The organism is Acetobacter vaccinii (assembly GCF_008365315.1).
In the GTDB taxonomy this organism is placed as follows: Bacteria; Pseudomonadota; Alphaproteobacteria; order Acetobacterales; family Acetobacteraceae; genus Acetobacter; species Acetobacter vaccinii.
Genome location: NZ_CP043506.1, coordinates 2,451,384 through 2,477,677 on the forward strand (window position 1 = coordinate 2,451,384; position 26,294 = coordinate 2,477,677).

Consider the following 26,294-nt stretch of genomic DNA (forward strand, 5'->3'; position numbering starts at 1 on the left):
GGGACCAGCGTGGGGGTGTTCGCTCCTTGCTTAGAGCCTCTGGGCAGCTTGCCAACCTGCCGTATCGGATTCAGTGGGCATCTTTTCCTGTTGGGGCACCTCTGGTGTCGGCTATTGCGTCCGGCGCGCTTGACTTTGGCTATGTGGGAGACGCAACAGCCACCTTTGCTTTTGCATCAGGCAGTCCGATTAAAGCCATTACGGTATGGACAGTGGATGGGCAGTCTAACGCGTTGCTGGTGCCCCAAAGCAGTAAGGCCCAGACAATGCGTGACCTGATCGGGCGACGTGTTGCCTTTGTAAAAGGTTCACCGGGCCACCTTCTGATTCTCGCGGCCTTGCAGCGGGAAGGGCTGACGGCAAAACAGATTGTCGGGGTGCCATTATCGGCGGCGAATGCAAGGACTGCACTTGCCAGTGGCTCAATCGACGCATGGGCCATTTGGGACCCTTACGCAGCAATGGCGGAGCTGGAAGACCATGCCCGGATCATGCTGACAGCGCATGGTCTTGTAGATGAAGTTGAATGTGGTGTGGCGAGCGAGAAGGCCATTGCCACTAAACGGGCTGAATTGACCGATTTTATGTCCCGCGTTGGAAAGGCTCTTGTATGGGGGGTAAACCATCTGGATGAGCGGTCACGCGCGTTTGCTCAGGACACCGGCACACCATTGGATGTTGCACGGCGTACAGCATCGCGCATGCTTATGACACCTCTGCCTTCTGTCACAGATAAAGCCATTGCTATCCACCAGCATGTGGGGGACCTGTATCAGGAGGCAGGGGTTATTCCGACCAGAATTGATGTGGCCCGTTTTTACGACAGGTCCTTTGTGATCGCAGGGTGATGTAAACTGTCTTTCCTCAACCTGTCAGGAGTGGAAACAGCGCGTCGGAAAAGACTTGGTTCAGGTTGAGGTCAGGAGCAATCAGGTGTTGCTGAATAAAAACGTCAGCCACGGAATGTGCGCTCTTGATATCATCTGCCGTCCAGGGACGGGCTTTGTAAGGGCGGTTTTGTGCATTCAGATCCCGTAGAACAATGTCTTCCGGCACCTGAATGACGGGGGAGATGGTTTTTGCCCACAGTGCTTTGTTCTGTGACAGACGGCCATAAGCTTTGCCAAGGCGTTGGATGTAATCTGCGGCAGCTGCCCGAAAAGCCGGGTCAGGGAGCTTTGTGGGATTGACGCCCGTAAAATAGTGCCCGGACAAAATATTTTCTGCACTTTCAAGAACACGAGCAGAACCATCAGCTTCCAGCAGCGGGATCACATACCCATAGGTCGCCCATGCATCCAGGCTGCCTGATTTTAAGGCTGTCAGACCCTGGCTCATGCCCAAAGGCACAGGTGTTATGTCCGCAAGTGTCAGCCCCGCGTTCTGCAACATCCGGATAAGGAAATAATGGGCCGTCGTGGACCGGATATAGCCAACTTTCTTGCCACGCAGGTCGGCAAAGGAATGGGCTGTTGAATGGGACGGGACAACGACAGCCTGATTGGTAGTGGGGCCGTCCATCGTGGCAACAACTTTGACATTTGCTTTGGACGCGGCGATGAAGACAAGCGGGATCTCGCTCCAACCGCCAAGGTCAACAGCGTTTGCGTTAATAGCCTGTGCAATCAGATTGCCGGAATTGAACTCGCTGAATTCTACTTTGTAGGGGAAATCCGCAAGCCCGGCAGCGGGGATCAGAGAGGAATCCATTCCTCTAAAGCTGGCGACCCGCAATGTTACGGATGACAGGTCCGCAGCGCTGGCAGCGCGAATATTGCCAAGCCCAGCAGCGCCAAAAAGAGCAAGGGAACCCAAGCTAAAATGCCGACGGGATAGGTGTTTGTCTGAAAAAGTCATGTGTTTCTCATTCTGCTTTGTCGCGGCCCATATTATGGTAACTCTGTCACTGTCTGTGATTTTTCAAATATAAAAAATACTGTTTAATGAGATGATAATATCTGTACAGTGTTTATGAAAACGGAAGTGAGCATCAATTCTGTCTTTGATATTAGTTAATAGACGGTGTGAGCCTAATTCGGAGATACCGGAAGAGTAGGACCCCGCTTGTTCTTCATCGTCTTTTACTCTTGCTGTTGAGACAGAAATAACAATGTATGTAAGGCAGGATGCGCTTCACTTGGAACGTCTAGGAAACAGGCGTTTCCGTTTCTCTTTTCTGTTTCAGACGACGTTCTGCGCCACGCTTCTGCTCACGTCTGCGCAGGAATTGCTGGCTGCGGAAACACATCCATCGTCTCCCTCTGCTGTCAGGGTACAGCATGGCAGAACTGCGGCAAAACAGCCGAGACACTCAGCAAAAAATTCAGCTCCCCTGCATGCAGCGCAAGGAGAGATGATCAGCGTATCAGGGAAGAATAAAACGGCACGGCAGGAAGCCGTGCTCCAGAAAACAGCGGTGGCGGCAACACTATTATCTGCCGCTCGGTTGGAACGTCTTGGTGTGCATAGTACCAAGCAACTTGCTGGTCTGACACCTAATCTTTACATACCCAATAATATGCCGGGCTATTCGGTAACAAATTATTTTATTCGCGGGATTGGTGAAATTGATCCCCAGGGTGAGCCTTCTGTTGGGACCTATATCGACGGCGTCTATCTGCCTCGGAATATGGGAAATATGCAGGAGTTGCTTGATGTCGAGAACATTCAGATTGACCGTGGCCCCGTAACGTCCATTGGGCATCAGTCCGAAGGTGGGGCAGTTCATATTAATACTCTTGTACCAACCAATAAACGCCGCGTTGTCGCCCAAACTGGGTATGGCACATATAACGAGTGGCAGATTGGTGTAGCAGCCAGCGGTGCTATTTTGCATGATAAGGTTTATGGCAGTATTGCCTTTGACCATCATGAACGCGGTGGCATCGACCACAATTATACGGTCGGCAAAGACGTCAATAATATTGATTATACCCAGGCACGCGGAAAACTACGTTTTACCCCGAATGAAGACTGGGACATCACGCTGGCCTTTGATGGCACGGTAGATGGGAGTACCAATAGGGGGGCAGGCAACCTGCTCAACGCAAACAGATTTGCGAACTACAACCCAGCATTTCCCAAGAACAATTACGTTGAGGCCGGGTTTACCGGTAATGTCCGTTATACACTTTCGCCACGTCTGACGTTGTACTCAATCACGGGTATCCGTGGTTATGATGACAAAGGCATGTACGATAACTTTGGTGATCTCTACTCCAGGTCATCCCAGCAGTTGGCGTATAAAGACCGGATGTATTCTGAGGAGTTGCGTCTGCATGGAGCTTATGGAAAGCTTGATTTCAACGTAGGTGCCTATTTCTTATATGAGGACTGGTTTACCAATCGGAATGCCAACAATCCGTATGGTACGATGACAAACGACCCGTCGCAGATACGCTACATGCCGGTCAATGCGGTTATTGACCAGTTGAACCGGAACTGGGCTGTCTATGGGGAGGCCCATTATCATATCACGCCCACGCTGACGTTTACGGCAGGTCTGCGCTTCAATTGGGAAAATCATTCAAACTCGGAAACCCTGCGCTATCTTGCCGGTGGTAATCATATCACTACGGTTGCCAACCAGCTTTCAACGCTTCTGTCATCAGACCCGGTGGGCGGGGTGGCCTGGCGGGCATCGGCACAGGATAGCTGGATACAACTGCTGCCCAAGGGGTCTTTGACGTGGCAGGCGCTTCCAAACCTGATGACATATGTCTCCATCTCGCAGGGGGGGAAATCCGCAGGGTATGATTTCCGGGCGCAGTCTCCCTCTGCTACCGGCAGCCTTCAGGCGACTATCCCTTTCCGGCCTGAAATTGTCACGACATATGAGGTCGGGGTTAAATCCGACCCTCTGCCAGGCCGGGTGCACTTTAATGGGGCGCTGTTCTGGAACCAGTTTGATGATATCCAGTTGACCACAATGGACCCCTCAACGGGTCTAAGTCGCCGGTTTAATGCGGGGAAGGGGCATTCTGCCGGGGCGGAGGTAGAGACCTCTGTAAAAATTACCCGCGATTTGAACCTGCACTACACAGCATCTTATCTTTATTCAGTTCTGGATAGTTTCAAGGGGCGGAGCAGCCATATTATTCTGGCTGACGGGAGTTCTTACAATACTACTCCTTACGCCGGGGCGCCGCTGCCATGGGCACCGCGTTTCCAAACGGCGGCATCCTTGACCTACCATATTCCGGTCAAACTGCCTGGAACCTTCCATATCGGTGCAGATGTATCTTTCCAGACCGGGATGCATACGACCTCCCTTGCTAATACGCAGGATCGCATACCTCCCCAGACATACGTTAATGCCATGGTGAGTTGGTCCAGCCCAGACACGCGCTGGCAGATCCAGGCGCAGGCACGCAACATGCTTGATCATCGCTATCTACAAGGCACGTCCTTTGCACAGGGTAATGGGGTGCCTGTCTATTATACGGGCTATTACTCTGATCCGCGCACAATTTACGTCACGGCCCGCTTTACACTCTAAAGAACAGAGGACGGATGTGAGGTATAAAGGGGGGATGGATAACCATTCCCCTTTTTCTTTGGCGTTATATCATTTCTGATATGCGGGAAAGTGATGGGTGCTTAATGCAAGTCAGGCTTGCATGGACAGGCATGTCAGAGCGCCAGTGGCCGCCCTACATAGAGCTTGTTACTTACAAAGGCCGTCCATCGTGGCGGGAGGTTTACAATGTCCTACATCTCTAACCGTTCTCTGAAAATGAAGTTTGCTGGTATCATGAGTGCCGCTGTCGTAGCAGTTGCTCTGTGCGGGTCTGTTGCCTCTGCAGCGCCGGCCGATGGTCCGATGGCAATCTGGGCTGCTGATCACCGGAGTGAGGTCAAGGTTACGCCTCAGCAGGTCAAGATTGTTCACGCTGACACTGAAGCCGATGCTCGTTCAGACGCTCAATCTCTGCTTGTTACCGATGCTCCCGCACGTGATGATGCCCGCTCTTTGCAGCGTGAGTCAGGCCTCCAGTCGGAGCATATCTGGCTTGGCCTGCATCACGCAGGGTAAAATGCAGAGTTTGGTAAGGATAAGAGCTTGGAGGGTTTAAAAACCCTCAGTTCTGCTATCTGCCATTAAAAAGGGGCGGTGTTTCAAACACCGCCCCTTTTTAATGGATATGAGAACAGATTATTCGAGAATGAAAAACCCGTGGGTGCCGTCACGTTCCAATTGTGCGACAAGCCCGTATTCCCAGTCTAGATAGGCTTGCATGGCTGCTTTGGCATTGTCGGTTCCCTCATAGGGACGTTTGTAAACATCTATGGGGTCAGACAGACTGTTGTCTTTTGAAAGGCCTGCCTCAGTAGGGTGTCCTGCGGCTTTCCAGGCGTTGGTGCCGCCTTCCAGAATACGAACAGTAATACCAGCATCACGCAAGCGCGCTGCTGCGATATGTGCAGAAACACCATCGGGAGATGTTAGCACAATATCCTGAGCTTTACGCACCAGATCATGCGTTGCAATATCTGATGGAATTACAAAAACAGAACGCGGGATATGTGCTTTGCGAAAAATTGGGCTGGTTGCAAGGTCAAGTAGCAAGGGGGTTCGCGGACCAGAGAGTGCTGATGCCAATTCATCACTGGTGATTGTGCCGACGGAGGGTAAAGGTCGTGGTAACAGAGGGGACTCTGCGCCAGCTGCGTGTGGCAGATCAGACCAGTCATCAAGCACATAAACGTCCTGCCACCCTAATTGCCTTAGCCAATGGCCAGTCATGCGGGCGCGGACACCGTCTGTATCCGTAAGAACGATAATACCGTGCCGTACTCCCACCCATTCATCGGTTGCCTGAACAAGCTGGCCACCAGGGGCTGAGCGAAAACCAGCAAGATGGTCTGCTTCATATTCCTCAGGACTGCGAACATCCAGCCGGTAGAGGGTGCGATCCTGTTCTTTTTCCAGGTCATGCAATTGTTGTGGGGGAATCTGTCGCACGCCAGTACGGTCGGCCAGTTCCTGTGCGTTGCGGCGTGCCTGTTCATGAGTGTCTGAGCTGGGCGTGTCGGCCCTGCGTGAGGCACCATGTTCCAGTGTAAACCCGGCCAATGTCCAGCCAATCGTACCATTCCGCAAGGCAAAGACCGGATTGGGGATACCTGCATTGACTAGAGACTGCGTGCCAATAATCGACCGTGTGCGCCCTGCACAATTGACGATGACTGTTGTCTTGGGCGACGGCGCAATATCACGGACCCGTAGTGCCAACTCTCCTCCAGGAACAGAGCGTCCACCGGGGATCGACATTACGTTATATTCAATGAAACGCCTTGCATCGAGAATGACCAGGTCATCCCCTCGGGTAATGCGAGCGTGGACATCCTCAGCCGGAAGAGACGGTGTATGTCGTATATGCTCGACCAGTTCACCAAAGGCTTTGGAGGGTACGTTCACATCAATGAACAGCTCCCCACCAGAGGCACTCCAATTTTCCAACCCGCCTGCAAGGACTGAAACATCGGTATAACCCAGATGCAAGAGTAGGGTTGCGGCCGGGTGGGCGCGTCCTTCTCCATTGTCATAGACAACAATGGGGGCAGTCAGGCGGGGGATCAGCCCGGTGATACGCTCTTCTATACGGCCAAGAGGGAGATTGACCGCAAAAAGCGGGTGCCCTGCTGCGTAGGGTGCTTCTTCCCGCACATCAAGCAGCGCAACCTCCTGCTTGTTGCGTAGGCGCTCCCGAACGGCTTCGGGAGTGGTTTCGGCAAGGGGCGTATCAATGGAGGAAAGCGCGTTCATGCCGCCTGCCTTTCGCGGGAGCGATCCCATAGGTTGGGTGTTTCTTCGCTGGAATAACCCGAGATGAAAGTTTTTTCAGCGCCGGTATCCGGGTCGTAGGTGGCACGAGATACGCCGCCAATATTGGCACCGTAAACATGAATGGAAATGGATGTCTGGTCGTTAAGGGCATTGGCGACCAGATGGTAGTCGTTGATCCCAGGAGTGAGAGCTGCGACCTCGCCGGGTTCCAGAAACGTGGTTTCCGTAGCATGAAAATGGCCGTCAGCGTCACGCGTAAACTGTGTCTCGCTTTCACGTCCACGCAACATGCCAATCAGGCCCCAGACGCGGTGGTCATGCAAGGGTGTTTGCTGTCCCGGCCCCCAGACAAAGCTGACAACAGAAAAGCGTTCAAGAGGGTCGCAATGGAGTAGATATTGGCTGTAACGCTCAGGGGATGGACGGGCAAACTCTTCGGGGAGCCAGTCATCACGGGAGACCAGTTTTTTAAGCAAGGATGCTCCATCACTCTGCAGTGTCTGCGGAGGGAGGTCAGAATCATGTATTTTCGTGAATTCCACAATGAAGTCACGGAGCGGGGAAATTGTGGTCATAATGCAGCTCGTGTGTTTGTGTGCGAAAAGCTCAATCCAGAAGGTCAGGTTCCTGTGCTACAATCCAATCCCACAAGGGCTGGAAAGAAAAATATCCACCTAGATCCGTGCCCACCTGGGCTGCAGTCTTGCGGGCGATATCGGGTGCGATCGGTTTGACCGGGCCAGCAGCCTGCGCCAGCAATTGTGCATGGGCAGCGTTATCCATGGTGATGAACCACCATGCTGCGGCTTCCACAGAGTCACCAACAGTCAGGAGGCCATGATTTTGCAAGATAATGGCCTTGTGACTGCCAAGCGTTTTGGCCAGCCGCTCTCCTTCACTATCGTCCAAAACCACGCCGGAAAAAGGATCAAAGACAGAGTGAGATTCGTAAAAAGCGCAGGAATCCTGCGTGAGAGGCAAAAGCGGCGTGCCAAGCGCCGAAAAGGCCTTGCCATAAGTGGAATGTGTGTGTGCCGCCGCAATAACATCGGGGCGCGCCTTGTGCAGGGCTGAGTGGATTGTAAAGCCAGCGGTATTGATCGGTCGGTTTCCGATCAGGATGTTGCCGTCATGATCGACCAGTTGGAGGTCTGATGTGCGAATTTGTGAGAAATGTACCCCAAGAGGGTTGATCCAGTATTGTTCAGGAAACTCGGGATCTCGCGCGGTGACATGCCCCGCCAGACCCTGGTCAAAACCGTAGCGACCAAACAGGCGGAAGGTGGCTGCCAGACGCTGCTTGCGATGCAGCCGCTCTTCTTCATGAGATGCAGCAGGTTGACGGGGCTCAAGGCGGAAAGAGCGCGCCTTGGGTGCAGTGACTGGGGAGAGGGCGTTCATAGGCGGTGTCCTTGTGTCTGGCATGAGCCGTAATGGGGGGTTAGTAGCCGCGGGCAGGATCAATGGTGTCGATCAGGGGTTTTCCCCCGAGAAAATGGGTCAGGTTGGTGCGGATACGCTGAACGAGATTGTCTCGTACGGATGGGCCAACCCAACTGATGTGTGGTGTCAGGTGAATGCGAGGGTGGGTATAGAACGGATGCCCCGCAGGGAGGGGTTCAGGTGTCGTAACATCCAGCGTGGCAAAGGCTGGGCGGCCATTATCAAGCGCCTTCAGCAGGGCATGCTGGTCCACAAGCCCCCCACGTGCGATGTTAATCAGGTGCAAACCGGGGCGAGCATGCTTCAGAACATCCGCGTTAACGATCTGTTGTGTCTCGCGCGTGAGTGGCATGGCCAGTACGAGATGGTCAGAGGTCTTGAACAGTTCAGCGAGGGATGACACGGGCTGAATGTTGTTTTCTTCCTCCTCCCATGCTCCTCGGCGGAATGCGCGAATGTTCATGCCAAAGGCGCGTGCCCGCGTGGCGATAGCGCGGCCGATAGCTCCGTACCCTGCCAGCCCGAGGGTGCGGCCTTGCAGGGTTCCGGTCGAAGGGTTCTGGCGGAAAGGGGCTACAATAGCCTCCCATTCCTGCGGAGAGCCCGGATGGAGCGCATCAATCTGCCGTTCATGGTTCAGCAGTGCCGCAATAACGTATTCAGCAATCGGGGTTGCGGCATCGCCCCGGCCACAGGTTACAAGCCGTCCCTCGGTGAGCCATGATGGAAAGCTGTCAATGCCAGCCGAGGCAATTTGCACCCACCGTGGCCCATCCTGCCATTCTGGTGGTGGAGAGGACGGAGCTTCAGCCCAGGCGCGGGAAGGGGCGGTAAACAGAATATCCGCCCCGTTGATGTGCCATGGCGCTGTTGTGTTGCGATCACCTGAGATGACATGTACCTGCTGCGTGTAGTCAGCTAATAGATGGGCGACGGGGCCACCGATCTGGTCAAGCAGCAGGGGGCGGGTAGGGGAGATGCTCATGGCCAGTCCTAGGCGGCCTGCGCTGTATGACGGGCATCTTCAGCGGCCACCAACTGACGGACGAGAGGGATCAGATCCCGCCCATAGGTATAGGCATCTACCAAGGGGTCAAAGCCACGGATCAGGAAGGTGGAAATACCCAGACGGTAATAGTCGAGCAGTGCTTCGGCCACCTGCTCAGGCGTGCCTACCAGAGAGGTGGAGTTGCCTTTGGCTCCAGTCAGGGCCGCAATGCCGGTCCAGAGCCGTTTATCAAGGCGACTTCCCTGTGAGGCTGCGGCAAGAAGGCGGCGGGAGCCTTCGTTGGGAATATCGGAAGACTTGGTAAAGCCTGTTTTTTCCTGAAGTGAACGTGCCGTTGCAAGAATGTGATCTGCACGGGCCCAGGCGGCCTCTTCCGTGTCGGCCAGTATCGGGCGTAGCGAGAGTGAAAAGCGGGGTGAGCGACCGTGCTTTGCGGCACTAGCACGGACGTGTGCGACGGTCTCGGCGACCTGCTCATAGGTTTCCCCCCATAGAGCATAAACATCAGCGTGTTTGCCAGCAACGTCGATCGCTTCGGATGAAGAGCCACCAAAATACACAGGTATGCCGCTATCCCGATAAGGACGTACTAGTGAATTCGCCCCGTGCACATCATAGAACTGCCCCTTGTAGTCAAAGGGAGCCGTCTCGCGCCATTCCTGTCGGATAATATCGAGATATTCACTGGTGCGGGCATATCGCTCTGCCTTGGTCGTGTGGTCGCCATCAGCCTGAAGCTCTAAATCACTACCGCCAGTGATGATATGAACGGCGACACGCCCTTTTGTAATATTATCGAGCGTTGCAAACTGTCGAGCGGCAATGGTTGGTGCATTAAAGCCTGGTCGATGAGCGATTAATAACCCGAGGTCCGGTGCCACGGCAGCCGCATGCTGTGCGACCAGAATACTCTCTGGAGAGTTGGAGTGGAAAGCCACAAGAGCACGATCAAAGCCACCATTTTCGTGAATTTTTGCGGCAGTTTCAATGTGCTTTGGATCGACGATCGGCCCCTGGGGGGGGATGATTTCGGATTGATTGTGGCTGCCGATATAGCCGATGAATTCAACAGGCATGACGGGCTCCCCTATAACACTAAACAATTCAGTTTATTCTGAAATAAACGCTTGAAAATAGATTAAAAGCAAGCAAGGAATGCTCAAGACGCACATCATCCCCATTAATTTGAGTGCCCTGATTGGGTCTGAGACCAGAGGTTTTGCATGTCACAATCCGATCATTCCGCCCCAGGGCTACTTCTGCCACAACGTATGGCGCGTAACGTACCGACCGAGTTGTTGCGGTCTTTTGTTGCCATTGTGGAAGCTGGTTCCATGTCGCAGGCGACTGAGACAATTTTTCTCACCCAGTCTGCACTGAGCCTGCAGATGAAACGGTTAGAAGATGTGTTGCAGCAAAAGCTTTTCCGACGTGATGGACGGCGATTGATCCTGACCTCCACCGGCGAAGAGCTGGTGAATTATGCGCGGCAGCTCCTTGCTCTGAACGACCGAATTATGAGCACACTGGGGCAGGAATCCGAGCCTGAACCAATTAGCGTTGGTATGGTGCAGGATTTTGCAGATACGCTGCTGCCTGATGTACTAGGGCAGTTTCGCCTTGCCCACCCTCGCTCCCGACTGGTGGTGTGTGTTGGTGGCTCTGCTGAATTGCTGGAGATGTTTGATCGTTCTCGTCTGGATATCGTACTCTGCCTTGGGCAACACGGAGATCGTGCGGGTGGAACGTGGGACATTGTGGGGCGCGACACCATGGCGTGGATCGGAGACCCAGGCCTTGCCGAACATTCTGAGTTACCCTTGGTCCTTTTGGAGCCGCCCTGCCGTTTCCGCGATGCCGCTCTTTGTGTTCTGACACAGGCGCGGCGGGATTATCGACTGGTGATGGAAACACCTAATCTCCCTGCTATGCGGGCGGGTGTGCGTGGTGGTTTGGGCGTGAGTTGCCGGACGCGTCGCTTTGCTTTGGCGGAGGGGCTGCCGACCATTACAGGGGGGGCTCTCCCGATAGTTCCTGATATCGAGACTATTCTTGTCAGGCGCAATCATTTGTCGGATGCGGCGCATGATCTGGGTGATCTGTTGGCAACAGCAGCTGGTGCTTGAAGGCTACTCAAGGAACGGATGAAAAGAACTCTTTATGCGTCAGGGAAGGTTTTGCGGCAGGATCGGGCTCTTCTGATCTTCGCAGTGAGGTTTCTTATGACGTCGTCCGCATCCCTTGGTCCTCTTCGTGCAAAATTCCGGGCTCTGGAAGAAGAGCGTGAGCGGACATGGTCGCCTGATGCCTTGGCTGTCAATGTTAATCAGCGTGCACTGCTGGTGCGGGAGCATGGGCAAATTCAAGGAGTAGTGCAGAAGGGAGACGTGCTGCCAGAGTTCACGTTGCCTACAGTTGATGGCGCTACAGTCTCTTTGATCGATCTGGTCGCAAAAGGTCCAGCTGTTCTAGTTTTTTTTAGGTTTGCTACGTGTCCTGCCTGCAATATTGCTTTGCCTTATTACCGGGATACGCTGTGGCCCAAGCTCAAGGCTGCCGGAATCTCACTCTTGGCCATTTCACCCCAGCCAGTCCCCGCGCTTTCAGAAATTGCCACTCGGCATACATTGCCATTCCCTGTTGCAAGTGATGTCGGCCTGGAGTTGTCGCGTGCATTGGGGATTACCTATAAGTTTGATGAGGCCTCCTATCAGGCGGCTGTGTCCAAAGGTGGCAGAAGTATAGACCTGAATGGTCTTGATGACGTGTGGGAACTGCCAAAGCCTGCGGTGCTGGTAGTAGGGCCTGAACGTGTCGTGCAGTTTGCTGATGTATCCCCAGACTGGATGGATCGTACTGAAAGTGACAAAGTGCTGAAAGCACTTGCGCTGGATGCAGGGGAAGCGTCGCACGCTGCGTGATTGGATTACCTTTGCGGGAGATGATCCTGCAAAGGTGGATGCTGAGTGCTATTGATAAGTAGCCCTGATATGCAGTTCTGTGTGCATTTTCCGCCATGGGGCAGTCGCGTAAACAGCGGGGCAATTCGCGCGGACATAGAACTTCACTCAGTTGTCAGAATGATGGTCGGGATATGTCTTATCGTCATTTAATGCCAGCTAATTGGGAGCTATGGTAATAATCACCGTTCCTCATTTAGCGTTTTTTGCCCGATCCGCGCTTCGTCCTGAAACCAGATTTCAATCTGTTTGCCGCTTGGTCTCTCTTAACTCACGCACATTTTTGCATTGACCGGTTTGCGCAGGAAACCTCCTGACAGCGTCCTGCTCGTGGGCATGACATCACGTTTTCGGCTGCAACCGTCATCGCCGCAGCTTTGAGGCTATACCCGCACTGTGAGGCGACAAGGCGCAGAAGGCTGGTCAGTTCGGGTTCATTACACAGGGTCTTCTGCCCTGTGTCGGCATCCACAAATGTCAGAAGCGGTTCTGGTTTGTCATTGTTGGTTTGTTCTACGTTATAAGGGAGAACGTAATGAAAAATACGATCTTCCCCCACTGTGCGCTCGACAATACCGTGCGTAGCCAAGGAGTTGAGTGCTCGTTGAACCGAGGCAATGCCAGGCGTATGGTGTTGTCCCAACATCTGATCGAGTGTTCTTTGCAATGTTACTGCGGAGGGGGCCGGTTGAGAGCAGAGAAGGGCATGCAGCACGAGGAGTCGCACACCAGAGGCGCTCAGGCCAGCAGACTTACACCGCTCTTTTAAGTGATTAAGCCGGGTAGAATTGACAGTAAATTCTGGGCGAATGGCGTCAGGCCCAGGGGGGGAGCGGCGGCGGTCAGAATAGAACTGCATGATGTTTTCCTTCAATCTCGGAGCCGCTCAGCAGTGTAATGTTTGCTGCAACAGCAATCAGGCCTGCAAGAGTCCCTTAATTTTAAGGGAATCGTTTGTGACGTGAACTGAAAATCAATAAAAATATCAAATTAGAGAATTAATTTTCTGTATCGCATCGGTTTTCTATCTTTGATGTTTCACTATTATCATGTGGTAGGTAGTTGTTAGACGCTGCGTATGATGGGAAATTAACTGACTGTATGAAACGGACAGCAGGCATGCGAATTTGACCGATCGACATGGCACAATCATAGCTTGCAATTAAGAATGGCTTGCAATAAGCCTGGCTTTCGTTCGGGTGAGTCTCGATCGCGAGAGTAAGCATAATAATTCGAAACCTTCGGCAGTAACCCGATTGGCGGGAGGAACACGGCGGTGAGTGTGACGAGCGTGGAAGACAGACTCCTGGGTGAGTATATGGTCCATCGACCGCAATTACATGCGCTCGCGACACGCCTCATGGGTTGTCGCTGGAAAGGCGAGGAGATTGTGCAGGAAGCCTATCTCCGCATGACCGCCGACACCGGGGCGCGGGATATTAAACGTCCTTTCCAGTTTTTGTGGAGTGTTGTCTATCGCCTCTCGATTGACGCAATGAGGCGGGAGACGCGAGACCCTCTTTCTCTGAGGCGGTCTTTTGCAGCGCCGGAGTGTCATGACGAACTCCATGAAAGAGAAGAAAAGGCGCTGGCTGATATGGTCACGCCAGAACGTGATGTGGTTGCCCGTGAGCACATGGCGCGTATGTCAGTCGTGTTACAACGGCTTCCTGATCAAACCCGCCGAGCCTTTGAACTGGTTCAGATTCAAGGATATTCTCAAAAAGAAGTGGCGCAGATGCTAAATGTCTCAGCCCCTTACGTTAATAAAATTGTGAAAAATGCGTCTAGAATACTCGACGAGTGCCTTATCGACTTTGACTGAGTGCTTTTGCGGTTCTCTGGCGTGATTGATGGAAATTCGTCTATAAGAAGGAAGAGTGCAGTCGACTGAGCGGCTCACTGCGTTAATCGCTGTCTATTATGTGAGCCTATGACTGAAACTCGTTCTCCCGATTTGCGTGAGCAGGCGATCTCGTGGCAGCTTTTGCTGAACGATAATCCCCATGACTCTGGTGTTCGACGTCAGTTGGAGGCGTGGTGTGCCGAATCTCCGCAGCATAGGCAGGCGTGGGAGCGAGCGGAGCGTGTTCGGGCATTTGCCAGATTGGCCATTGAGGCGGAACAGGCTGCTCCCCTTTCGTCCAAGTCATTTGAGCAGAAGTCGCCACATACACGTTTCGCAGGAATTCTCAGAAAATATGTGAGTGTTGGTCTGGTGGGGGGGCTTGCGCTAGCCGGTGCTGCGGTCATGTTCTTTGTCCCGGAGCTGAATGACTGGTGGCTGGCAGATTATTCTACGGGAACAGCAGTTAACCGTATGATTACTCTGGCTGATGGGTCTGAGCTTGTGCTTGGTGCAAAGAGTGCCATAGCACTCAGTCATGATCCCCTTGCACGTGGTGTGACTCTTTTACATGGTGAGGCTTATTTTAAGGTCGTTCACGATGAGCGACATCCATTCGTCGTGAGAGCTGCATCCTTCACTATCAAAGACATTGGCACGGCTTTTGATGTTCGGCGGGTTGGTGGGCACCTGACAGTTGCGGTGCGTGAAGGGCAGGTTGCCGTGAAGGAAAACGGCTCAGCTCAAAGCACAGCAACAGAACTGGGGGCGGGACAGCAACTGGATGTGGATACGCAAAACCCACAGGGTGCTAGTTTAACGCAGGTTTCTTCTGATACTATTGGGTCATGGCGAACTGGCATACTTTCAGTCGAGGGTATTCCGATGGGAGACCTTGTGAGTATCATCAAGCGCTATTACCCCGGGTATGTTATGGTTACTGGACCGATCGCTACCCATACCGAAGTTGGGGGCGTTTACGATCTGAACCATCCTCTGGATGCATTGAAGATGCTTGTGAGCGTACGTCATGGCAGTGTGAGCGAGTATGGTGGGCATATCGCAATGGTTAGGTTCTCTTCGGAAATGGGTAGGGACAGTCGTTAAAGCCGTAGGTTTTTCTGTTACGCATAAGAGATGCCGTTTTGAAGATGTTGAGGATTGCGGTTTATCCTCTTTGATTTCTATCACTGTGGTGTTCAGTAATAGGAGGCCATAATGGCTAAGGCGACGCCTGCCAGTCTGTTCGATCTTTCACTGCCTATTATACAAGCGCCTATGGCGGGTGTTTCTACACCGGAGCTTGCGGCAGCAGTTTGCAATGCAGGCGGGCTTGGTTCTCTTGGTCTGGGGGCCTGTAATGCTGCCCAAGCCAGGTCAATGATTGAGCAAACACAGGGGCTTACAAATAAGCCATTCAACGTCAACGTCTTCTGTCATGCTTCTGGAAAACGCGATATCGGACGTGACAAAGCGTGGCTGAAGTATCTCTCTCCGTTCTTCGTGGAGTTAGGGATTGCTACGCCAGAAGCTCTCAACGAAATTTATAAAAGTTTTCTTGAAGATGAAGGTTTATTTAAAACAATTTTGAGTCTTTCTCCTGCGTATATCAGCTTTCATTTTGGGTTACCTTCAGGAGAGCAATTGGAGGCCTTTCGTCAGGCAGGTATTACAACCCTGGCGACAGCAACTAACCTGCAAGAGGCCGCATTAATTGAAGCAGCAGGCATAGACATTATTGTGGCGCAGGGCGTAGAGGCTGGGGGGCATAGAGGTCTGTTTGACACAGAAGCTGTTGATGAGTGCCTGAGCACTGCTGTTCTCGTCAGGTTGTTAGTTTCTCAGACAAAGCTGCCCGTTGTCGCTGCCGGTGGAATCATGGATGGTTATGCTATAAGAGCAGCTCTTGACCTAGGGGCTGTTGCGGCACAATTGGGTACAGCCTTTATTCTGTGCCCGGAATCTGCAGCGCATGAATATTATCGTAAAGACCTTAAGAGTGAAAAAGCATTTAAGACACGTCTGACATCTGCTCTTTCTGGGCGTCTTGCACGGGGCATAGTTAATCGTTTTATTCTGGAAAGTGAACGTTCAGGAACGCCGGCTTCTGCCGACTATCCTTTTGCGTATGATGCTGCCAAACAATTGCATGCAGCGGCCATCAAACAAGGTAATTCAGAGTTTTCTGCCTATTGGGCAGGGCAAGGAGCACCATTAGCACGGGAGCTTCCAGCGGAACGGCTTATTCAAGTATTAGCTGAAGAAATGCGAAAGGACCTTGCAGCTCCAATAGCCATAACGTCGCAAAGTGATGTAATTTAAATTATAAGTAAGTTTATGATATAATTTTAAAATTCCAAATATACAATTTTGGGAAACACGTTTTTTGTTCTTAGAAGGGCTTTTACAATTGTAGAAATGCATTTATTTTTTAATTTATGAAGTTGCATTCAATATTATTGCGATATTTTTTCTTGTTGTCAAAGTGTCTCAAATGCACGGTTAACTTTCTTTTCAAAGCGTCGTCTATCCCGCAGACGTGGAGGGTTCGAAAAACCCTCTGTTTTTGAAGCTTTCTATGTGATTCCCTTCCTTCGGTTCTGGTTGAGGGAATGGCGCTATGAAACAGCCTGGTTTTTTTGATGTTGAAGAGCGGCTTGCTCGATTGAGCGGGCTTGGTGATCAGCTCGAAGCGTTTTCCCGGACTGTGGATTTTGAAGTGTTCCGCCCTGATCTGGAGCAGGCTCTGGTCTATTCAGACGGCAGCAAAGGCGGGCGTCCCCCGTTTGATCCCGTGTTGATGTTCAAAATTCTGGTGATCCAGACGCTGAACAATTTGTCTGATGAGCGGACAGAGTATCTGATCAACGATCGCCTGTCCTTCATGCGTTTCCTTGGCCTGGGGCTGTCGGACCGTGTGCCTGATGCCAAAACGGTCTGGCTGTTCCGTGAACGCCTGACCCAGGCGGGGGCCATTGAAAGACTGTTTGACCGATTTGACGCGACCCTGCGGAACGCGGGCTATCTGCCGATGTCGGGCCAGATCCTGGATGCAACACTGGTAGCCGCTCCAAAGCAGCGCAATACCAACACTGAGAAAGCCGACCTCCGGGCAGGGCGTATTCCTGAAGACTGGCAGGACAAGCCATCCAAATTGTCCCACAAGGATCGCCATGCGCGCTGGACGCTGAAGTTCACAAAAGCAAAGCGGCAGGATGATGGGACGATCCCGTCAACGGATCTTGCCATTCCGTTCTTTGGCTACAAATCGCATGTTTCCATCGATCGAAAATTCAGGCTGATCCGCAAATGGAAAACGACGGATGCCGCCGCCAGTGATGGCGCGCGATTGAGAGAGGGGCTGCTGGATAAAACCAATACGGCCTCAACTGTGTGGGCCGACACGGCCTATCGCTCGAAAGCAAATGAGGACTTCATGGACAAAGAGGGTTTTGTCTCAAAGGTTCACAGAAAAAAGCCGCATCTCAAGCCCATGCCCCGCCATATCCAGCGGTCCAATGCAGGGAAATCGGTGATCCGATCACGCGTCGAGCATGTCTTTGCGGATCAGAAATCACAGACAGGGTTGTTCGTCCGAACCGTCGGCATCACCCGAGCCACCACGAGGATCGGACTGGCCAATATCGTCTACAACATGCGCCGCTTCATCTTCCTGGAACGGATTAGCACTACAGCATAGCAATCCAGAGCAGGAGGCCTTCTCTCTACTCAAAACGCAGAGCGAAAGCGACCCAAAGAACCGTTAATCAAATCGCCAAAAGCCCAAAATCAGAACCAAGACACATCAACCAACGGTTCTTCGATCCCTCCATCTCCCGAAGGCTTGGATTTCGTTTCACGTTATGCAGATGTTTATGCAGTAACGACCGAACCCTTAGCCGAAACACGTGCCTTACTGGATCAGGTTAAGGCAGCGACCTTGGAGCAGGGACGTAAAGACATTGCTTTCTGGCGAGATTCCAACTTCATTCTTGCTGCGACTGATGAAGAGGCACAGCAGCGGGCTGAGCGTATAGCAGCTGATATTCGAACAACAACAGGCGGCGTCGCTGTCCAGACGCAAAGTGTCGGGCAGGCGCGGGCTCTTTCTGCTGTTGATCGGGCAGAATGGCATGACAGAGCGCTTTATACAGGGATCAACCGTGCTGGTGGCCGCGGGGGGATTCCCTTTGTGGGCTCTCCCAAGACAGCAGCGGACGCTGTGCTTGATTATTATGACCTAGGAATAGAAACCTTTTCCATCGGCGTTCCCCTTGTGTCTGAAGAGGATGACCGTCTTGCGACGGAGTTGCTGGAACATATCCGCAATGGCGTCAAAGACCGGGCATCAAAACACCACGCCGCGTAATGGATGAGCATTACTCCCAAATTTCAGATACGAAAGCTTTAAGTCATGACTTCTAAAAATTTATCTTCCCAAGCCCCTGCAAGTGCACGGGTTTTGAACTACTCAATCTGCCCTGTATTTGTCGCCTCTCATGTTGCGGTTGAACTGGGCTGGCTTGAGGAGGAACTGGCATCTGTCGGTGCATCAGCACGTTATCTGGGATCACTGACAAGAGATGAGCAGAATATCGCCCATCATCAGCATACTCTTCCGTTTCAAATCCGGGATGGCGGTAACATTCCTCCGACATGGTCTCATGCAAGAGGGGCAGAGAATGTTGTGATTGGTACGACCGGATTTAATTCCGGCGGACAGATTGTTGTTAGAGCGGATTCAGGAATATACACACTTGCAGACCTGGCCGGGCGCAAGGTTGCTCTTTCTCGCAGCAATGCTGATTATCGCGCTGACTGGTGGCGTGCCAATTCAGAGTTTGGTCTGCTCCTCCTCCTACGTTTGGGGGGGCTGACATTTGACGATGTGGAACTGATAGAAATCCCCGCGATTGAATCCACAGCCCATCTCCCACCGGTTAGCCGGCTGTCAGAACGTTGGCCACAGACAGAACGGGAGAGTCTGGCCTTTAATCTGCCCGAGGTGGTAGCTTTGGGTGATGGTCGCGTTGATGCCATTTTCAGCAATCAAGGACGCTCCGAAATTCTTGAGAAAACCGGGCAGTTCAAGGTAATTGAAGATCTCCGGCGTTACCCGGATTGGACATTAAACGCACCTTCCGGTCCCTATCTGATTACTGCAAGCCGAACACTGCTTGACCAGAGCCCTGAAATTGCAATTGCCTTCTTAAAGGCTTCCATTCGGGCGGGGAGGTGGATCGCTGATAATCGTCGAGAAGCAGCGGTTATTCTTAACCGCGTTACCTACCAGGCAACTGCCGAAGATGTTTTGAGGGATATAGCTGATATTGATTTTGTACCATCATTATCAGCACAAAATATTGCTAACCTGACTTCTCTAAAAGATTTTCTATTTAAACATGAATATATCAAGAATGATTTTGAAATCAGTAGCTGGATTGATGGTCAATTCTTGAAGTCAGCATTGGACGACCTATAAAGCGTTTGCTCTATATGCCAAAAATCTGGAGGGGGTAACTCCTCCAGATTTCTTGCACTCATCACCCTGTTTCGCACCGAATGAGCAAGCTATTTAAATGGATGCCAGAGCCAGACCTTCGGCAACCGATACAAACTCTCCTCCAAGCTCTACCCGTTCAGCACCGAAGCGGGAGGTAAAGAGTGCGCGCACAGCAGGCACAAAGGATGTACCTCCAGTTAAAAAGACCCGGTCAATCTGTTCTGGGGCCAGAGCAGCCTCGGTCAGTGCTGCATCTATACCTTGTGCAAGTCGGGCAATATCAGGGGCAATCCAACGGTCAAAGTCAGTGCGTGAGACTTTTGTTCTGATGTTTAATCCCGGCTGTGAAAAATCCAGTTCAGCCTCGGCATCGGAAGAGAGCGCGCGTTTTGTGGCAGAAACAGCATTGTAGAGTTCCTGCCCACGCTGTTCGCTTACAAGCTCGACCAGATTGGCAAGTTTTTCTGGCTCGGATGCTGTGCGTGCCACATCTTCAATCTCCCGCAGAATACGCGGGGTACGCATGAGCGAAAGACGGTGCCAGCGAGCAAGAGAGTGATACCATTCTATAGGTACAGGCAATGGCTCCCCACCCATAACGCGGAATGTGCAGTCTCTGCCCAGGTAGGGGGCCACAACATTGTCGATAATACGAAAATCAAACTGATCTCCAGCAAGTCCAACACCGGCATGCCCCAATGGCTGTGTTGCTTTCTGGCTGGTGGGGTCAAAGCGCATTACTGAGAAATCGCTTGTTCCGCCACCAAAATCCCCGACCAGAACGGTGGCGGGCCGATCAAGACGTTGCATAAAGCGCCAGCCTGCCGCCTCTGGCTCCATCATGATTGAGATTTGCGCAAATCCTGCCTGCCCAAACGCGGTACGTAGTCGCTCTTCGCCTAGGGTGTCATCTGCATTGTCACCAACAAAATGTACGGGTCTCCCCACAGTTACATAACAGTTGGCTGGCTCCAGACCACTCAACGCCATAAGTTCTTTAAGAAAAGTCGCTATCAGGCTTTCCAATGGAAAGCGTTGCCCGAATACTTGGGTCTCACGAAAGCTGACCTGAGCCAGGTAGGACTTCATGGACATGATAAGCCGGGTTTCGGCCGGGTCATCCATATAGGCTTCAATAGCATAATCGCCAATAGCACGGTGCTGTATGCGCCGCCCGCCTTCCATATCCTGCCATAAAGCCAACAATGTACGGCATGTCTGGGAAGAGCCATCATCCACAGTGGGAAAATGGACTGTCTGGATCTGATGGCCGGGTCGGGCAATGACAATGACACTGTTAGTCGTGCCAAAATCAATACCAATGCGGGTGAGGGAAGGGGAGGTGGTCATGATTGCGAGAAAATAGAATCCCGCAATCACGCTGTCTATGGTCCATGCCTAACAAAATGCTCGGAACCCAAAGAGCCCAACATCAGTATTATCAAGCTTATGGGAATACGCTGCCTATGGGCTAGGACGATTAGCACGATAGAACTTTGCCATCGGTATAATCATTGTTCAGGCTTAACCGCGATTACCATTGCTGTTTGACGCTACAAAAGCAATATCCACATCGTTTTTCTGGCGACGTATGACGAACATATGGTAGCCAGAGGCTGGTATTATGAGAGCATGAACCGTAAGTACTGTCAGGTAAAACACTCTAATCATGAAGTTTCTGTAATACCTTCATTTCTGGAGTTTTTTGTATCATCACAACAGCGTGTTGATTATACCTGTTTTGCGTAGACAAAGAGAGTTTTGGCCTTTTTTGCTCTTCAAAACTAACAGGCTATTTTTAAATTTGAGCGTGATTTTTTTTTATAAATCCGGCATGAGGAGTAGGTAACGCATGTTCTTTTTTGTGCGCCCTTGTTTCTTTTTTGTTCTCATGCTTCATAATCCCTAACCGAGGACGCCCCTGTCGTGCTGAGATTCGGACTTGTCGGAAAAATTGTTTTAGTCACCATTGCTTTTCTTATTGTTTTTACAATTTCCATTATTGTGGAAATTACCCATCTTGTGCGCAGTGAGATGCACCAGTCTCTACTTGATAGTATTCATTCAAGAATGCGGGCAGCAGTCAGCATTTTTGAACGGGATATGCCGACTGTGCATGTTACATGGGCGGCCAATGGGGCGATCCAACGCGTGACTGCAGGCAGCCTTGCTACGCATTATTCTGATCATCACATGACGGATGCTATTGCTCGTGTTGCCAATGGGCGAGCCGTTCTGTTTGTTGCGGATGAAAGTGGGCATAGTTTTGTCCGGCGCATGGTGAGCGATGCGAACGACACAAACGAGGAAAGTCAGCGGTCTCTTGGCATGCCCCTCGATCCCAGCACACCAGCCTATCAGGCGCTTGCCCGTGGAGAGCCCTCGGAAGGGGAAACCACTCTGCTGGGAACCCGCTATTATGTTTACTATCTTCCAATCTTCTCGCCCGAGGGAAAAGTGATTGGAAGTATTGATGTGGCAATTACCGCAAACAAAGCGGATGCCGTCATCAATAACCTGATTTGGACGATTGGCCTGGTCGCTGGTGCCATTATGCTGGTCGCTGCGATTGGGATGGCCTTTATTACAAAGCGAATGCTCCAACCGCTTGCTGTGATTACTCAATCAATGCGCGGATTGGCCGGGGGAGACACCACCACAGTTGTGCCATATGCTGACAGACAAGACGAGATCGGCACAATGGCTGGGGCTGTTGAAGTGTTTCGGCAGGCTGCGATTGATAAGGCACGGTTAGAGCAGGAAGCCGAGAAAGCCCGACGCCAGCAAGAAGCTGAACGTCAGGCGGCCCAGCAAAAGGCCGAGGAAGCCGCCCATCAACTCCAGATTGCAACAGACAGCCTGGCTGATGGCTTGCAGAAAATGTCCAATGGCGATCTGTCTGTGCAGATAAAGACCCGATTTGCCGCTGACCTTGAACCGCTACGTGAAAACTTCAACCAATCGATTAGCCAACTGGCGAGCGCCTTTGGGACAGTGTCAGGCTCGGCTTATAGTATCAGCAACAGCACGCATGAACTCTCGACAGCTTCTGACAATCTTTCGCGGAGGACAGAGCAACAGGCTGCAACGCTGGAAGAAACATCGGCCGCATTGACACAAATTACTCAGCGGGTTCAGAAAACAACGGAAGAAACCCGTCACGCTCATACGGTTGTCAATTCCTCCCGCGCTGATGCTGAGCAGGCCAGCCTTGTCGTTCGCAAGGCTGTTGATGCCATGTCCCGGATTGATACCTCATCGCGCGAGATTTCGGGGATTATCGGCCTCATCAATGATGTTGCATTCCAAACCAATATTCTGGCCCTTAATGCCAGTGTAGAAGCCGCCCGTGCTGGGGATGCCGGGCGTGGTTTTGCTGTCGTTGCAACGGAAGTACGTCATCTGGCTCATCGTTCGGCCGAGGCCGTAAAGGAGATTTCGGCGTTGATCACCGGCTCTGCCATGCAGGTCAAAGATGGCGTTGAATCAGTGCAGGAAACTGGAAACGCCCTGCATCGGATTGTCTCCCAGGTGGAGGAGATCAGCACTCTGGTCTCCAATATTGCAGCGGCTGCACAGGATCAGGCAACGAGTATCAGTGAACTGAATCTCGCCATGACGAGTATGGAGCAGACGACCCAGCAGAATGCGGCTGTCGCAGAACAAAGTGCTGCGGCCAGCCATAATCTGACAACCATGGTGACAGAGCTCCAGAATCTGGTCGGTCGTTTTGACTTGGGGGATGCTGTCAAGTTGCCCCATCAAGACCAAATATCTCTCCAGAGAACGGCAACGCTCAGAATTGTTTCTCATAATTAATTAGAAATATTTTTTCGAGACTTGGTTTTGCCATCGCTTTTTATTCCTGAAAAGCGATGGCGTTCCGTACTGGTTCTTCTGGAAATAACAGTAATTGACTATTTTATTTTTAATTTTCCGGCGGCGGGGCTTGCACACATTGTGCCGGAACGCTTTAACGGCCGGAGAGTAAGGTGATTTATCTCCACCATTTATTTGTTCCAGAATGTGCTTATGTCTCTCACTTAAGCCAGGGCAACTTCCGTAAACTGATACCTAGTATTTGACGTGCTTTCTGATTGCATGCCCCTGTCAGAGTATTCTGGTAGTAAACACTCTCTTCTCCTAAAAGGCGAAGAGCTTCCTGTTCATCAAGAGAGGGAAGGGCATTCAATCCGAGCCAGTTCGCGTAGGCCGGAAGCCATTCCGACAGTCTTGTTGGTTGATCATCAACGACATTATAAAGACCGACTGGTGCTGTAAGAGCAGCCACAGTTGCCTGCGCCGCATCCTCCACATGGATAAAAGAGAATGTACTACTGCCCTTGCCGATTAAAGACACATCCCCCTGAGCCAGATGCCGACTGAAGGCACCATCTGGCCAGTACCATGTGCCAGGGCCATAAAAGAAGCCATAGCGCAGTCCGACACCCTCAAGTGATGTCGCACTCAAAACCCTATTTTCTAAAGCGGCGTACATACGCGCACTGTCGCCAATTGTACCGGGAGCACTGGTTCTCAAAGGGCTGAATTCTGTTGCCAGTCCATGACCACCATCCAGATAAAACCCGGACAACTGTTGGATATAACGCTTTACATGAAAGGCTTGGGCTGCCTCAAACAGATTGCGCCCTCCTTCCAACCGCAATTTTCTATCAGCAGGAAGGCGTTGGGGTAAATCAAAGGGGCTGGCAGGAAGGGAGGTCAGTTGGTCAATCACAACATCCGGACGAATATGTTCTATAAGTGCAAAAATACTTTCCCGCTCTAAAGCATTGCCAGCGACAGGGTTGGCTCCCAGTTGTTCAATGGCCCTTAAGCTGCTTGGGTGGTGCGCTAACCCCCAGACGTCATGCCCGGCGTCCTTAAGACGGGTGATTAATGGACGACCAACTGCACCGCTGGCACCTGCGACAAAAACCTTCATTGTCTAGTGTCCTTCGCTTTAATGAGCGGGGAGGACAAACGGAGCATTCTTGTCTTTGACAAAAAATGCCAGAAAACGCGCGGGATCTGTCTGGCTGGCATTGCGCCCTACAAGATGGACATCATCCGGTCCTTCAAAAAAGCTTTGTCCCTCTTTCAAAGTCACAGACGCACCACCTTTGACCTGCATGATGATGCTTCCCTTCAGCACATACACAAACACGGAAGCATTGTGCCTGTGGATTGGGTCTGAGGCTCCGGGTGAGTAATCCACTGTCACCATAGCCCCTTCCTTGCCAGGAATGCCCTGTAAGTTCTGCGCCATGAGCGGGGTTACTCTCGTTTCCGCATGGATAGAGTGGCCACAGAGGCTTGCAGCTATAGCTGCAAGGAACACAACTTTGCGCATTTTCATTATCCTGATTTAGAGGCGTTAAGCGGGATCAAGAGGCGGGCGGTTTTTTCGTTGCCGGACTTTCCCGGTTCGACGTGTTTGCACACGTTCTTCAAACCACGACCGTGCTTCTTCAAAGAAAGGCGAGGGGGCTTTATGGCGCACCGATTGGGCCAGATCAGCCAGAGTGGTTTTGGCTAATTCCCGCCTCATGGCCTGTTCGGCATTGAGCATGAGGGCATGAATGCTGCACACACCTTGCGTAGCCCATGGCGGAGTTTTGTGATCAAAAAGCGCACAGCGCTCTCTGATTTCCTGACAGTTGAAAAGGCTTTTTTTGCCTTCAACTGCATCGACAACAGCGAGCACACTGATCTCATCAGCAGCCTTTGCCAGTCTATATCCGCCCTTTAACCCTTCGGAGGCCGCAAGTAGCCCAGCCTTTTCAAGCTTGGGTAGCAGCTTGGCGACAAAGGCAGCAGGGATCTCCTGTAATTCTGCCAAATCAAGGCTGCTGACAGGTTCGGGGTTATCGACCAGCCAGAGTAAACTGTGCAGGACGTATTCGGTGCTTGCGCCATAAAGTGCCATACGCGGATATTATAAGTCTGCGTTTAGATTCGCAAGGTGGCACAAAAGAGTCAGAGCCCATAAAATGACGTGACCTAGAGATGCTGCCAGAGTGTGGGGGGGCTGTTTGTGTCAGCGCAGTCATTCACACCGAAACTAAAATGGCACCTCGTGCTCTCAGGCTACGCTGGCTTTTTTGCAGAGCAGCGAGCAGGTTCTGCCGTGTTTCAGACATGTGTGTTTCCATCAACGCGATTGCTTGCGAGCGTTCCCCATTTTTAAGGGCTGCGATGATAGAACGATGCTCGTCCCACCCATGGTGGGTAGGCTCATTATCCAACCAGCGCGCTCGCCTCAAGCGTGTCATAGCGTCCTTTACACCTTGTGTGACAAAGCGATTTTTTGCCAATCCAGCTATCCAGAGGTGAAAGTCGCGGCCTGCCTGATCCAGCTCTTCAGGGCGACTGGTTGGCGTAATTGATTCCAATAGACTTTCAATTGTCGCAATCTCGCAGGCCGGAATCACTGCTGGTGCCAACCTCAAGGCTGTCAGTTCCAAGGCTTCACGATAAACACAAAGTTGGGAAATTTCCTCCAGATCAATCGGCGGCACTCTCCAGCCACGGCCTATGCGACAAACAAGCCCCTCAGCTTCCAGACGAAATAATGCTGTCCGCACGGATGTTCTGGAAACACCAAGCATACTCTCCACGCCACGCTCGGTCAGGCGTTCCCCCGGGCCAAGCTCCATATCCAGAATCAAGCGTCTGAGATGATCCTCTGCCTGTTGCATCTGCGTGGCGCTTTTGGTCATGACAGTCTCTCTTTTGACCTT

Annotated in this window: 24 protein-coding genes; 12 read left to right on the forward strand and 12 right to left on the reverse strand. The window is 52.0% G+C overall.

What is annotated here, in order from left to right:
* Positions 1 to 26 precede the first annotated feature (26 nt).
* Complete coding sequence (locus FLP30_RS11000; protein WP_246856511.1) at positions 27 to 848, forward strand: aliphatic sulfonate ABC transporter substrate-binding protein; 822 nt, start codon at positions 27 to 29, stop codon at positions 846 to 848.
* A 16-nt stretch (positions 849 to 864) separates the two neighbouring features.
* On the opposite strand, the gene FLP30_RS11005 is transcribed toward FLP30_RS11000, so the two are convergent.
* A complete protein-coding gene (locus tag FLP30_RS11005; RefSeq protein WP_149279849.1) occupies positions 865 to 1,857 on the reverse strand; it encodes an ABC transporter substrate-binding protein in 993 nt (330 codons plus the stop codon).
* A 280-nt stretch (positions 1,858 to 2,137) separates the two neighbouring features.
* Between FLP30_RS11005 and FLP30_RS11010 the strand changes: the two genes are divergently transcribed.
* Positions 2,138 to 4,498 carry a TonB-dependent receptor gene (locus tag FLP30_RS11010; RefSeq protein ID WP_246856512.1) on the forward strand — a complete coding sequence of 787 codons (2,361 nt, stop codon included), beginning with the start codon at positions 2,138 to 2,140 and terminating at the stop codon, positions 4,496 to 4,498.
* Between the two features lie 207 nt (positions 4,499 to 4,705).
* On the forward strand, positions 4,706 to 5,035 hold the full coding sequence (locus FLP30_RS11015) for a hypothetical protein (RefSeq protein WP_149279851.1): 330 nt from the start codon (positions 4,706 to 4,708) through the stop codon (positions 5,033 to 5,035).
* Positions 5,036 to 5,155: 120 nt separating this feature from the next.
* Here the strand turns inward: FLP30_RS11015 and FLP30_RS11020 are convergent, their stop codons facing one another.
* Genes FLP30_RS11020 through FLP30_RS11040 form a run of 5 tightly spaced genes read right to left on the reverse strand, consistent with a single transcriptional unit; the run spans position 5,156 to position 10,318 of the window.
* Complete coding sequence (locus tag FLP30_RS11020; RefSeq protein ID WP_149279852.1) at positions 5,156 to 6,769, reverse strand: rhodanese-like domain-containing protein; 1,614 nt, start codon at positions 6,767 to 6,769, stop codon at positions 5,156 to 5,158.
* The gene (locus FLP30_RS11025) at positions 6,766 to 7,365 is read right to left on the reverse strand and encodes a cysteine dioxygenase family protein (RefSeq protein WP_149279853.1); all 600 of its coding nucleotides are present in this window, start codon (positions 7,363 to 7,365) and stop codon (positions 6,766 to 6,768) included. Before FLP30_RS11025 ends, FLP30_RS11020 begins: the two co-directional genes overlap by 4 nt.
* 31 nt (positions 7,366 to 7,396) lie before the next feature.
* Positions 7,397 to 8,191, reverse strand: coding sequence for a class II aldolase/adducin family protein (locus FLP30_RS11030; RefSeq protein ID WP_149279854.1), 795 nt, complete (start codon positions 8,189 to 8,191; stop codon positions 7,397 to 7,399).
* A 40-nt stretch (positions 8,192 to 8,231) separates the two neighbouring features.
* Positions 8,232 to 9,218 carry an NAD(P)-dependent oxidoreductase gene (locus FLP30_RS11035; RefSeq protein WP_149279855.1) on the reverse strand — a complete coding sequence of 329 codons (987 nt, stop codon included), beginning with the start codon at positions 9,216 to 9,218 and terminating at the stop codon, positions 8,232 to 8,234.
* A gap of 8 nt (positions 9,219 to 9,226) precedes the next feature.
* Positions 9,227 to 10,318 carry an LLM class flavin-dependent oxidoreductase gene (locus FLP30_RS11040; RefSeq protein WP_149279856.1) on the reverse strand — a complete coding sequence of 364 codons (1,092 nt, stop codon included), beginning with the start codon at positions 10,316 to 10,318 and terminating at the stop codon, positions 9,227 to 9,229.
* A gap of 147 nt (positions 10,319 to 10,465) precedes the next feature.
* Here FLP30_RS11040 and FLP30_RS11045 point away from each other — a divergent pair, with 147 nt between their 5' ends.
* Both FLP30_RS11045 and FLP30_RS11050 read left to right on the forward strand, forming a co-directional pair.
* On the forward strand, positions 10,466 to 11,368 hold the full coding sequence (locus FLP30_RS11045; protein ID WP_149279857.1) for a LysR substrate-binding domain-containing protein: 903 nt from the start codon (positions 10,466 to 10,468) through the stop codon (positions 11,366 to 11,368).
* An 18-nt stretch (positions 11,369 to 11,386) separates the two neighbouring features.
* Complete coding sequence (locus FLP30_RS11050) at positions 11,387 to 12,163, forward strand: peroxiredoxin-like family protein (RefSeq protein ID WP_246856513.1); 777 nt, start codon at positions 11,387 to 11,389, stop codon at positions 12,161 to 12,163.
* Between the two features lie 310 nt (positions 12,164 to 12,473).
* On the opposite strand, the gene FLP30_RS11055 is transcribed toward FLP30_RS11050, so the two are convergent.
* Positions 12,474 to 13,061, reverse strand: coding sequence for a hypothetical protein (locus FLP30_RS11055; protein ID WP_149279858.1), 588 nt, complete (start codon positions 13,059 to 13,061; stop codon positions 12,474 to 12,476).
* A gap of 501 nt (positions 13,062 to 13,562) precedes the next feature.
* Here FLP30_RS11055 and FLP30_RS11060 point away from each other — a divergent pair.
* The 6 genes from FLP30_RS11060 to FLP30_RS11085 all read left to right on the forward strand — a co-directional run bounded on the left by FLP30_RS11060 (position 13,563) and on the right by FLP30_RS11085 (position 19,530).
* Positions 13,563 to 14,027 carry a sigma-70 family RNA polymerase sigma factor gene (locus tag FLP30_RS11060; RefSeq protein ID WP_246856646.1) on the forward strand — a complete coding sequence of 155 codons (465 nt, stop codon included), beginning with the start codon at positions 13,563 to 13,565 and terminating at the stop codon, positions 14,025 to 14,027.
* Between the two features lie 108 nt (positions 14,028 to 14,135).
* The gene (locus FLP30_RS11065) at positions 14,136 to 15,155 is read left to right on the forward strand and encodes a FecR family protein (protein ID WP_149279860.1); all 1,020 of its coding nucleotides are present in this window, start codon (positions 14,136 to 14,138) and stop codon (positions 15,153 to 15,155) included.
* A 111-nt stretch (positions 15,156 to 15,266) separates the two neighbouring features.
* Positions 15,267 to 16,370, forward strand: coding sequence for an NAD(P)H-dependent flavin oxidoreductase (locus FLP30_RS11070; RefSeq protein WP_149279861.1), 1,104 nt, complete (start codon positions 15,267 to 15,269; stop codon positions 16,368 to 16,370).
* A gap of 298 nt (positions 16,371 to 16,668) precedes the next feature.
* Positions 16,669 to 17,748, forward strand: coding sequence for an IS5 family transposase (locus FLP30_RS11075; RefSeq protein WP_149279216.1), 1,080 nt, complete (start codon positions 16,669 to 16,671; stop codon positions 17,746 to 17,748).
* 144 nt (positions 17,749 to 17,892) lie between these two features.
* Entirely contained in the window at positions 17,893 to 18,417 is a 525-nt protein-coding gene (locus tag FLP30_RS11080) for an LLM class flavin-dependent oxidoreductase (protein ID WP_168200095.1), read from the forward strand.
* A 45-nt stretch (positions 18,418 to 18,462) separates the two neighbouring features.
* Complete coding sequence (locus FLP30_RS11085) at positions 18,463 to 19,530, forward strand: ABC transporter substrate-binding protein (RefSeq protein WP_149279863.1); 1,068 nt, start codon at positions 18,463 to 18,465, stop codon at positions 19,528 to 19,530.
* A gap of 93 nt (positions 19,531 to 19,623) precedes the next feature.
* Here the strand turns inward: FLP30_RS11085 and FLP30_RS11090 are convergent, their stop codons facing one another.
* Positions 19,624 to 20,940, reverse strand: a complete 1,317-nt coding sequence (locus tag FLP30_RS11090; RefSeq protein WP_149279864.1) for an Hsp70 family protein — start codon at positions 20,938 to 20,940, stop codon at positions 19,624 to 19,626.
* Between the two features lie 537 nt (positions 20,941 to 21,477).
* Here FLP30_RS11090 and FLP30_RS11095 point away from each other — a divergent pair.
* Positions 21,478 to 23,370, forward strand: a complete 1,893-nt coding sequence (locus FLP30_RS11095) for a methyl-accepting chemotaxis protein (protein WP_149279865.1) — start codon at positions 21,478 to 21,480, stop codon at positions 23,368 to 23,370.
* A 220-nt stretch (positions 23,371 to 23,590) separates the two neighbouring features.
* Here the strand turns inward: FLP30_RS11095 and FLP30_RS11100 are convergent, their stop codons facing one another.
* The 4 genes from FLP30_RS11100 to FLP30_RS11115 all read right to left on the reverse strand — a co-directional run bounded on the left by FLP30_RS11100 (position 23,591) and on the right by FLP30_RS11115 (position 26,273).
* Entirely contained in the window at positions 23,591 to 24,496 is a 906-nt protein-coding gene (locus FLP30_RS11100) for an NAD-dependent epimerase/dehydratase family protein (protein ID WP_149279866.1), read from the reverse strand.
* Positions 24,497 to 24,514: 18 nt separating this feature from the next.
* Positions 24,515 to 24,904, reverse strand: coding sequence for a cupin domain-containing protein (locus tag FLP30_RS11105; RefSeq protein ID WP_149280354.1), 390 nt, complete (start codon positions 24,902 to 24,904; stop codon positions 24,515 to 24,517).
* Positions 24,905 to 24,928: 24 nt separating this feature from the next.
* Positions 24,929 to 25,480: an RrF2 family transcriptional regulator gene (locus FLP30_RS11110; RefSeq protein WP_149279867.1), complete on the reverse strand. Its 552-nt coding sequence runs from the start codon at positions 25,478 to 25,480 to the stop codon at positions 24,929 to 24,931.
* Between the two features lie 124 nt (positions 25,481 to 25,604).
* Positions 25,605 to 26,273 (reverse strand): GntR family transcriptional regulator, encoded by a 669-nt coding sequence (locus tag FLP30_RS11115; RefSeq protein WP_149279868.1) that lies wholly within the window; start codon positions 26,271 to 26,273, stop codon positions 25,605 to 25,607.
* Positions 26,274 to 26,294 lie beyond the last annotated feature (21 nt).

What these genes read in the sequence shown, in the direction of transcription:
- FLP30_RS11005 (WP_149279849.1), bottom strand. Translation starts at nt 1,857, where the DNA reads ATGACTTTTTCAGACAAACACCTATCCCGTCGGCATTTTAGCTTGGGT.
- FLP30_RS11015 (WP_149279851.1), top strand. Translation starts at nt 4,706, where the DNA reads ATGTCCTACATCTCTAACCGTTCTCTGAAAATGAAGTTTGCTGGTATC.
- FLP30_RS11020 (WP_149279852.1), bottom strand. Translation starts at nt 6,769, where the DNA reads ATGAACGCGCTTTCCTCCATTGATACGCCCCTTGCCGAAACCACTCCC.
- FLP30_RS11025 (WP_149279853.1), bottom strand. Translation starts at nt 7,365, where the DNA reads ATGACCACAATTTCCCCGCTCCGTGACTTCATTGTGGAATTCACGAAA.
- FLP30_RS11030 (WP_149279854.1), bottom strand. Translation starts at nt 8,191, where the DNA reads ATGAACGCCCTCTCCCCAGTCACTGCACCCAAGGCGCGCTCTTTCCGC.
- FLP30_RS11035 (WP_149279855.1), bottom strand. Translation starts at nt 9,218, where the DNA reads ATGAGCATCTCCCCTACCCGCCCCCTGCTGCTTGACCAGATCGGTGGC.
- FLP30_RS11040 (WP_149279856.1), bottom strand. Translation starts at nt 10,318, where the DNA reads ATGCCTGTTGAATTCATCGGCTATATCGGCAGCCACAATCAATCCGAA.
- FLP30_RS11045 (WP_149279857.1), top strand. Translation starts at nt 10,466, where the DNA reads ATGTCACAATCCGATCATTCCGCCCCAGGGCTACTTCTGCCACAACGT.
- FLP30_RS11050 (WP_246856513.1), top strand. Translation starts at nt 11,387, where the DNA reads ATGAAAAGAACTCTTTATGCGTCAGGGAAGGTTTTGCGGCAGGATCGG.
- FLP30_RS11055 (WP_149279858.1), bottom strand. Translation starts at nt 13,061, where the DNA reads ATGCAGTTCTATTCTGACCGCCGCCGCTCCCCCCCTGGGCCTGACGCC.
- FLP30_RS11060 (WP_246856646.1), top strand. Translation starts at nt 13,563, where the DNA reads ATGGGTTGTCGCTGGAAAGGCGAGGAGATTGTGCAGGAAGCCTATCTC.
- FLP30_RS11065 (WP_149279860.1), top strand. Translation starts at nt 14,136, where the DNA reads ATGACTGAAACTCGTTCTCCCGATTTGCGTGAGCAGGCGATCTCGTGG.
- FLP30_RS11070 (WP_149279861.1), top strand. Translation starts at nt 15,267, where the DNA reads ATGGCTAAGGCGACGCCTGCCAGTCTGTTCGATCTTTCACTGCCTATT.
- FLP30_RS11075 (WP_149279216.1), top strand. Translation starts at nt 16,669, where the DNA reads ATGAAACAGCCTGGTTTTTTTGATGTTGAAGAGCGGCTTGCTCGATTG.
- FLP30_RS11085 (WP_149279863.1), top strand. Translation starts at nt 18,463, where the DNA reads ATGACTTCTAAAAATTTATCTTCCCAAGCCCCTGCAAGTGCACGGGTT.
- FLP30_RS11100 (WP_149279866.1), bottom strand. Translation starts at nt 24,496, where the DNA reads ATGAAGGTTTTTGTCGCAGGTGCCAGCGGTGCAGTTGGTCGTCCATTA.
- FLP30_RS11105 (WP_149280354.1), bottom strand. Translation starts at nt 24,904, where the DNA reads ATGCGCAAAGTTGTGTTCCTTGCAGCTATAGCTGCAAGCCTCTGTGGC.
- FLP30_RS11110 (WP_149279867.1), bottom strand. Translation starts at nt 25,480, where the DNA reads ATGGCACTTTATGGCGCAAGCACCGAATACGTCCTGCACAGTTTACTC.
- FLP30_RS11115 (WP_149279868.1), bottom strand. Translation starts at nt 26,273, where the DNA reads ATGACCAAAAGCGCCACGCAGATGCAACAGGCAGAGGATCATCTCAGA.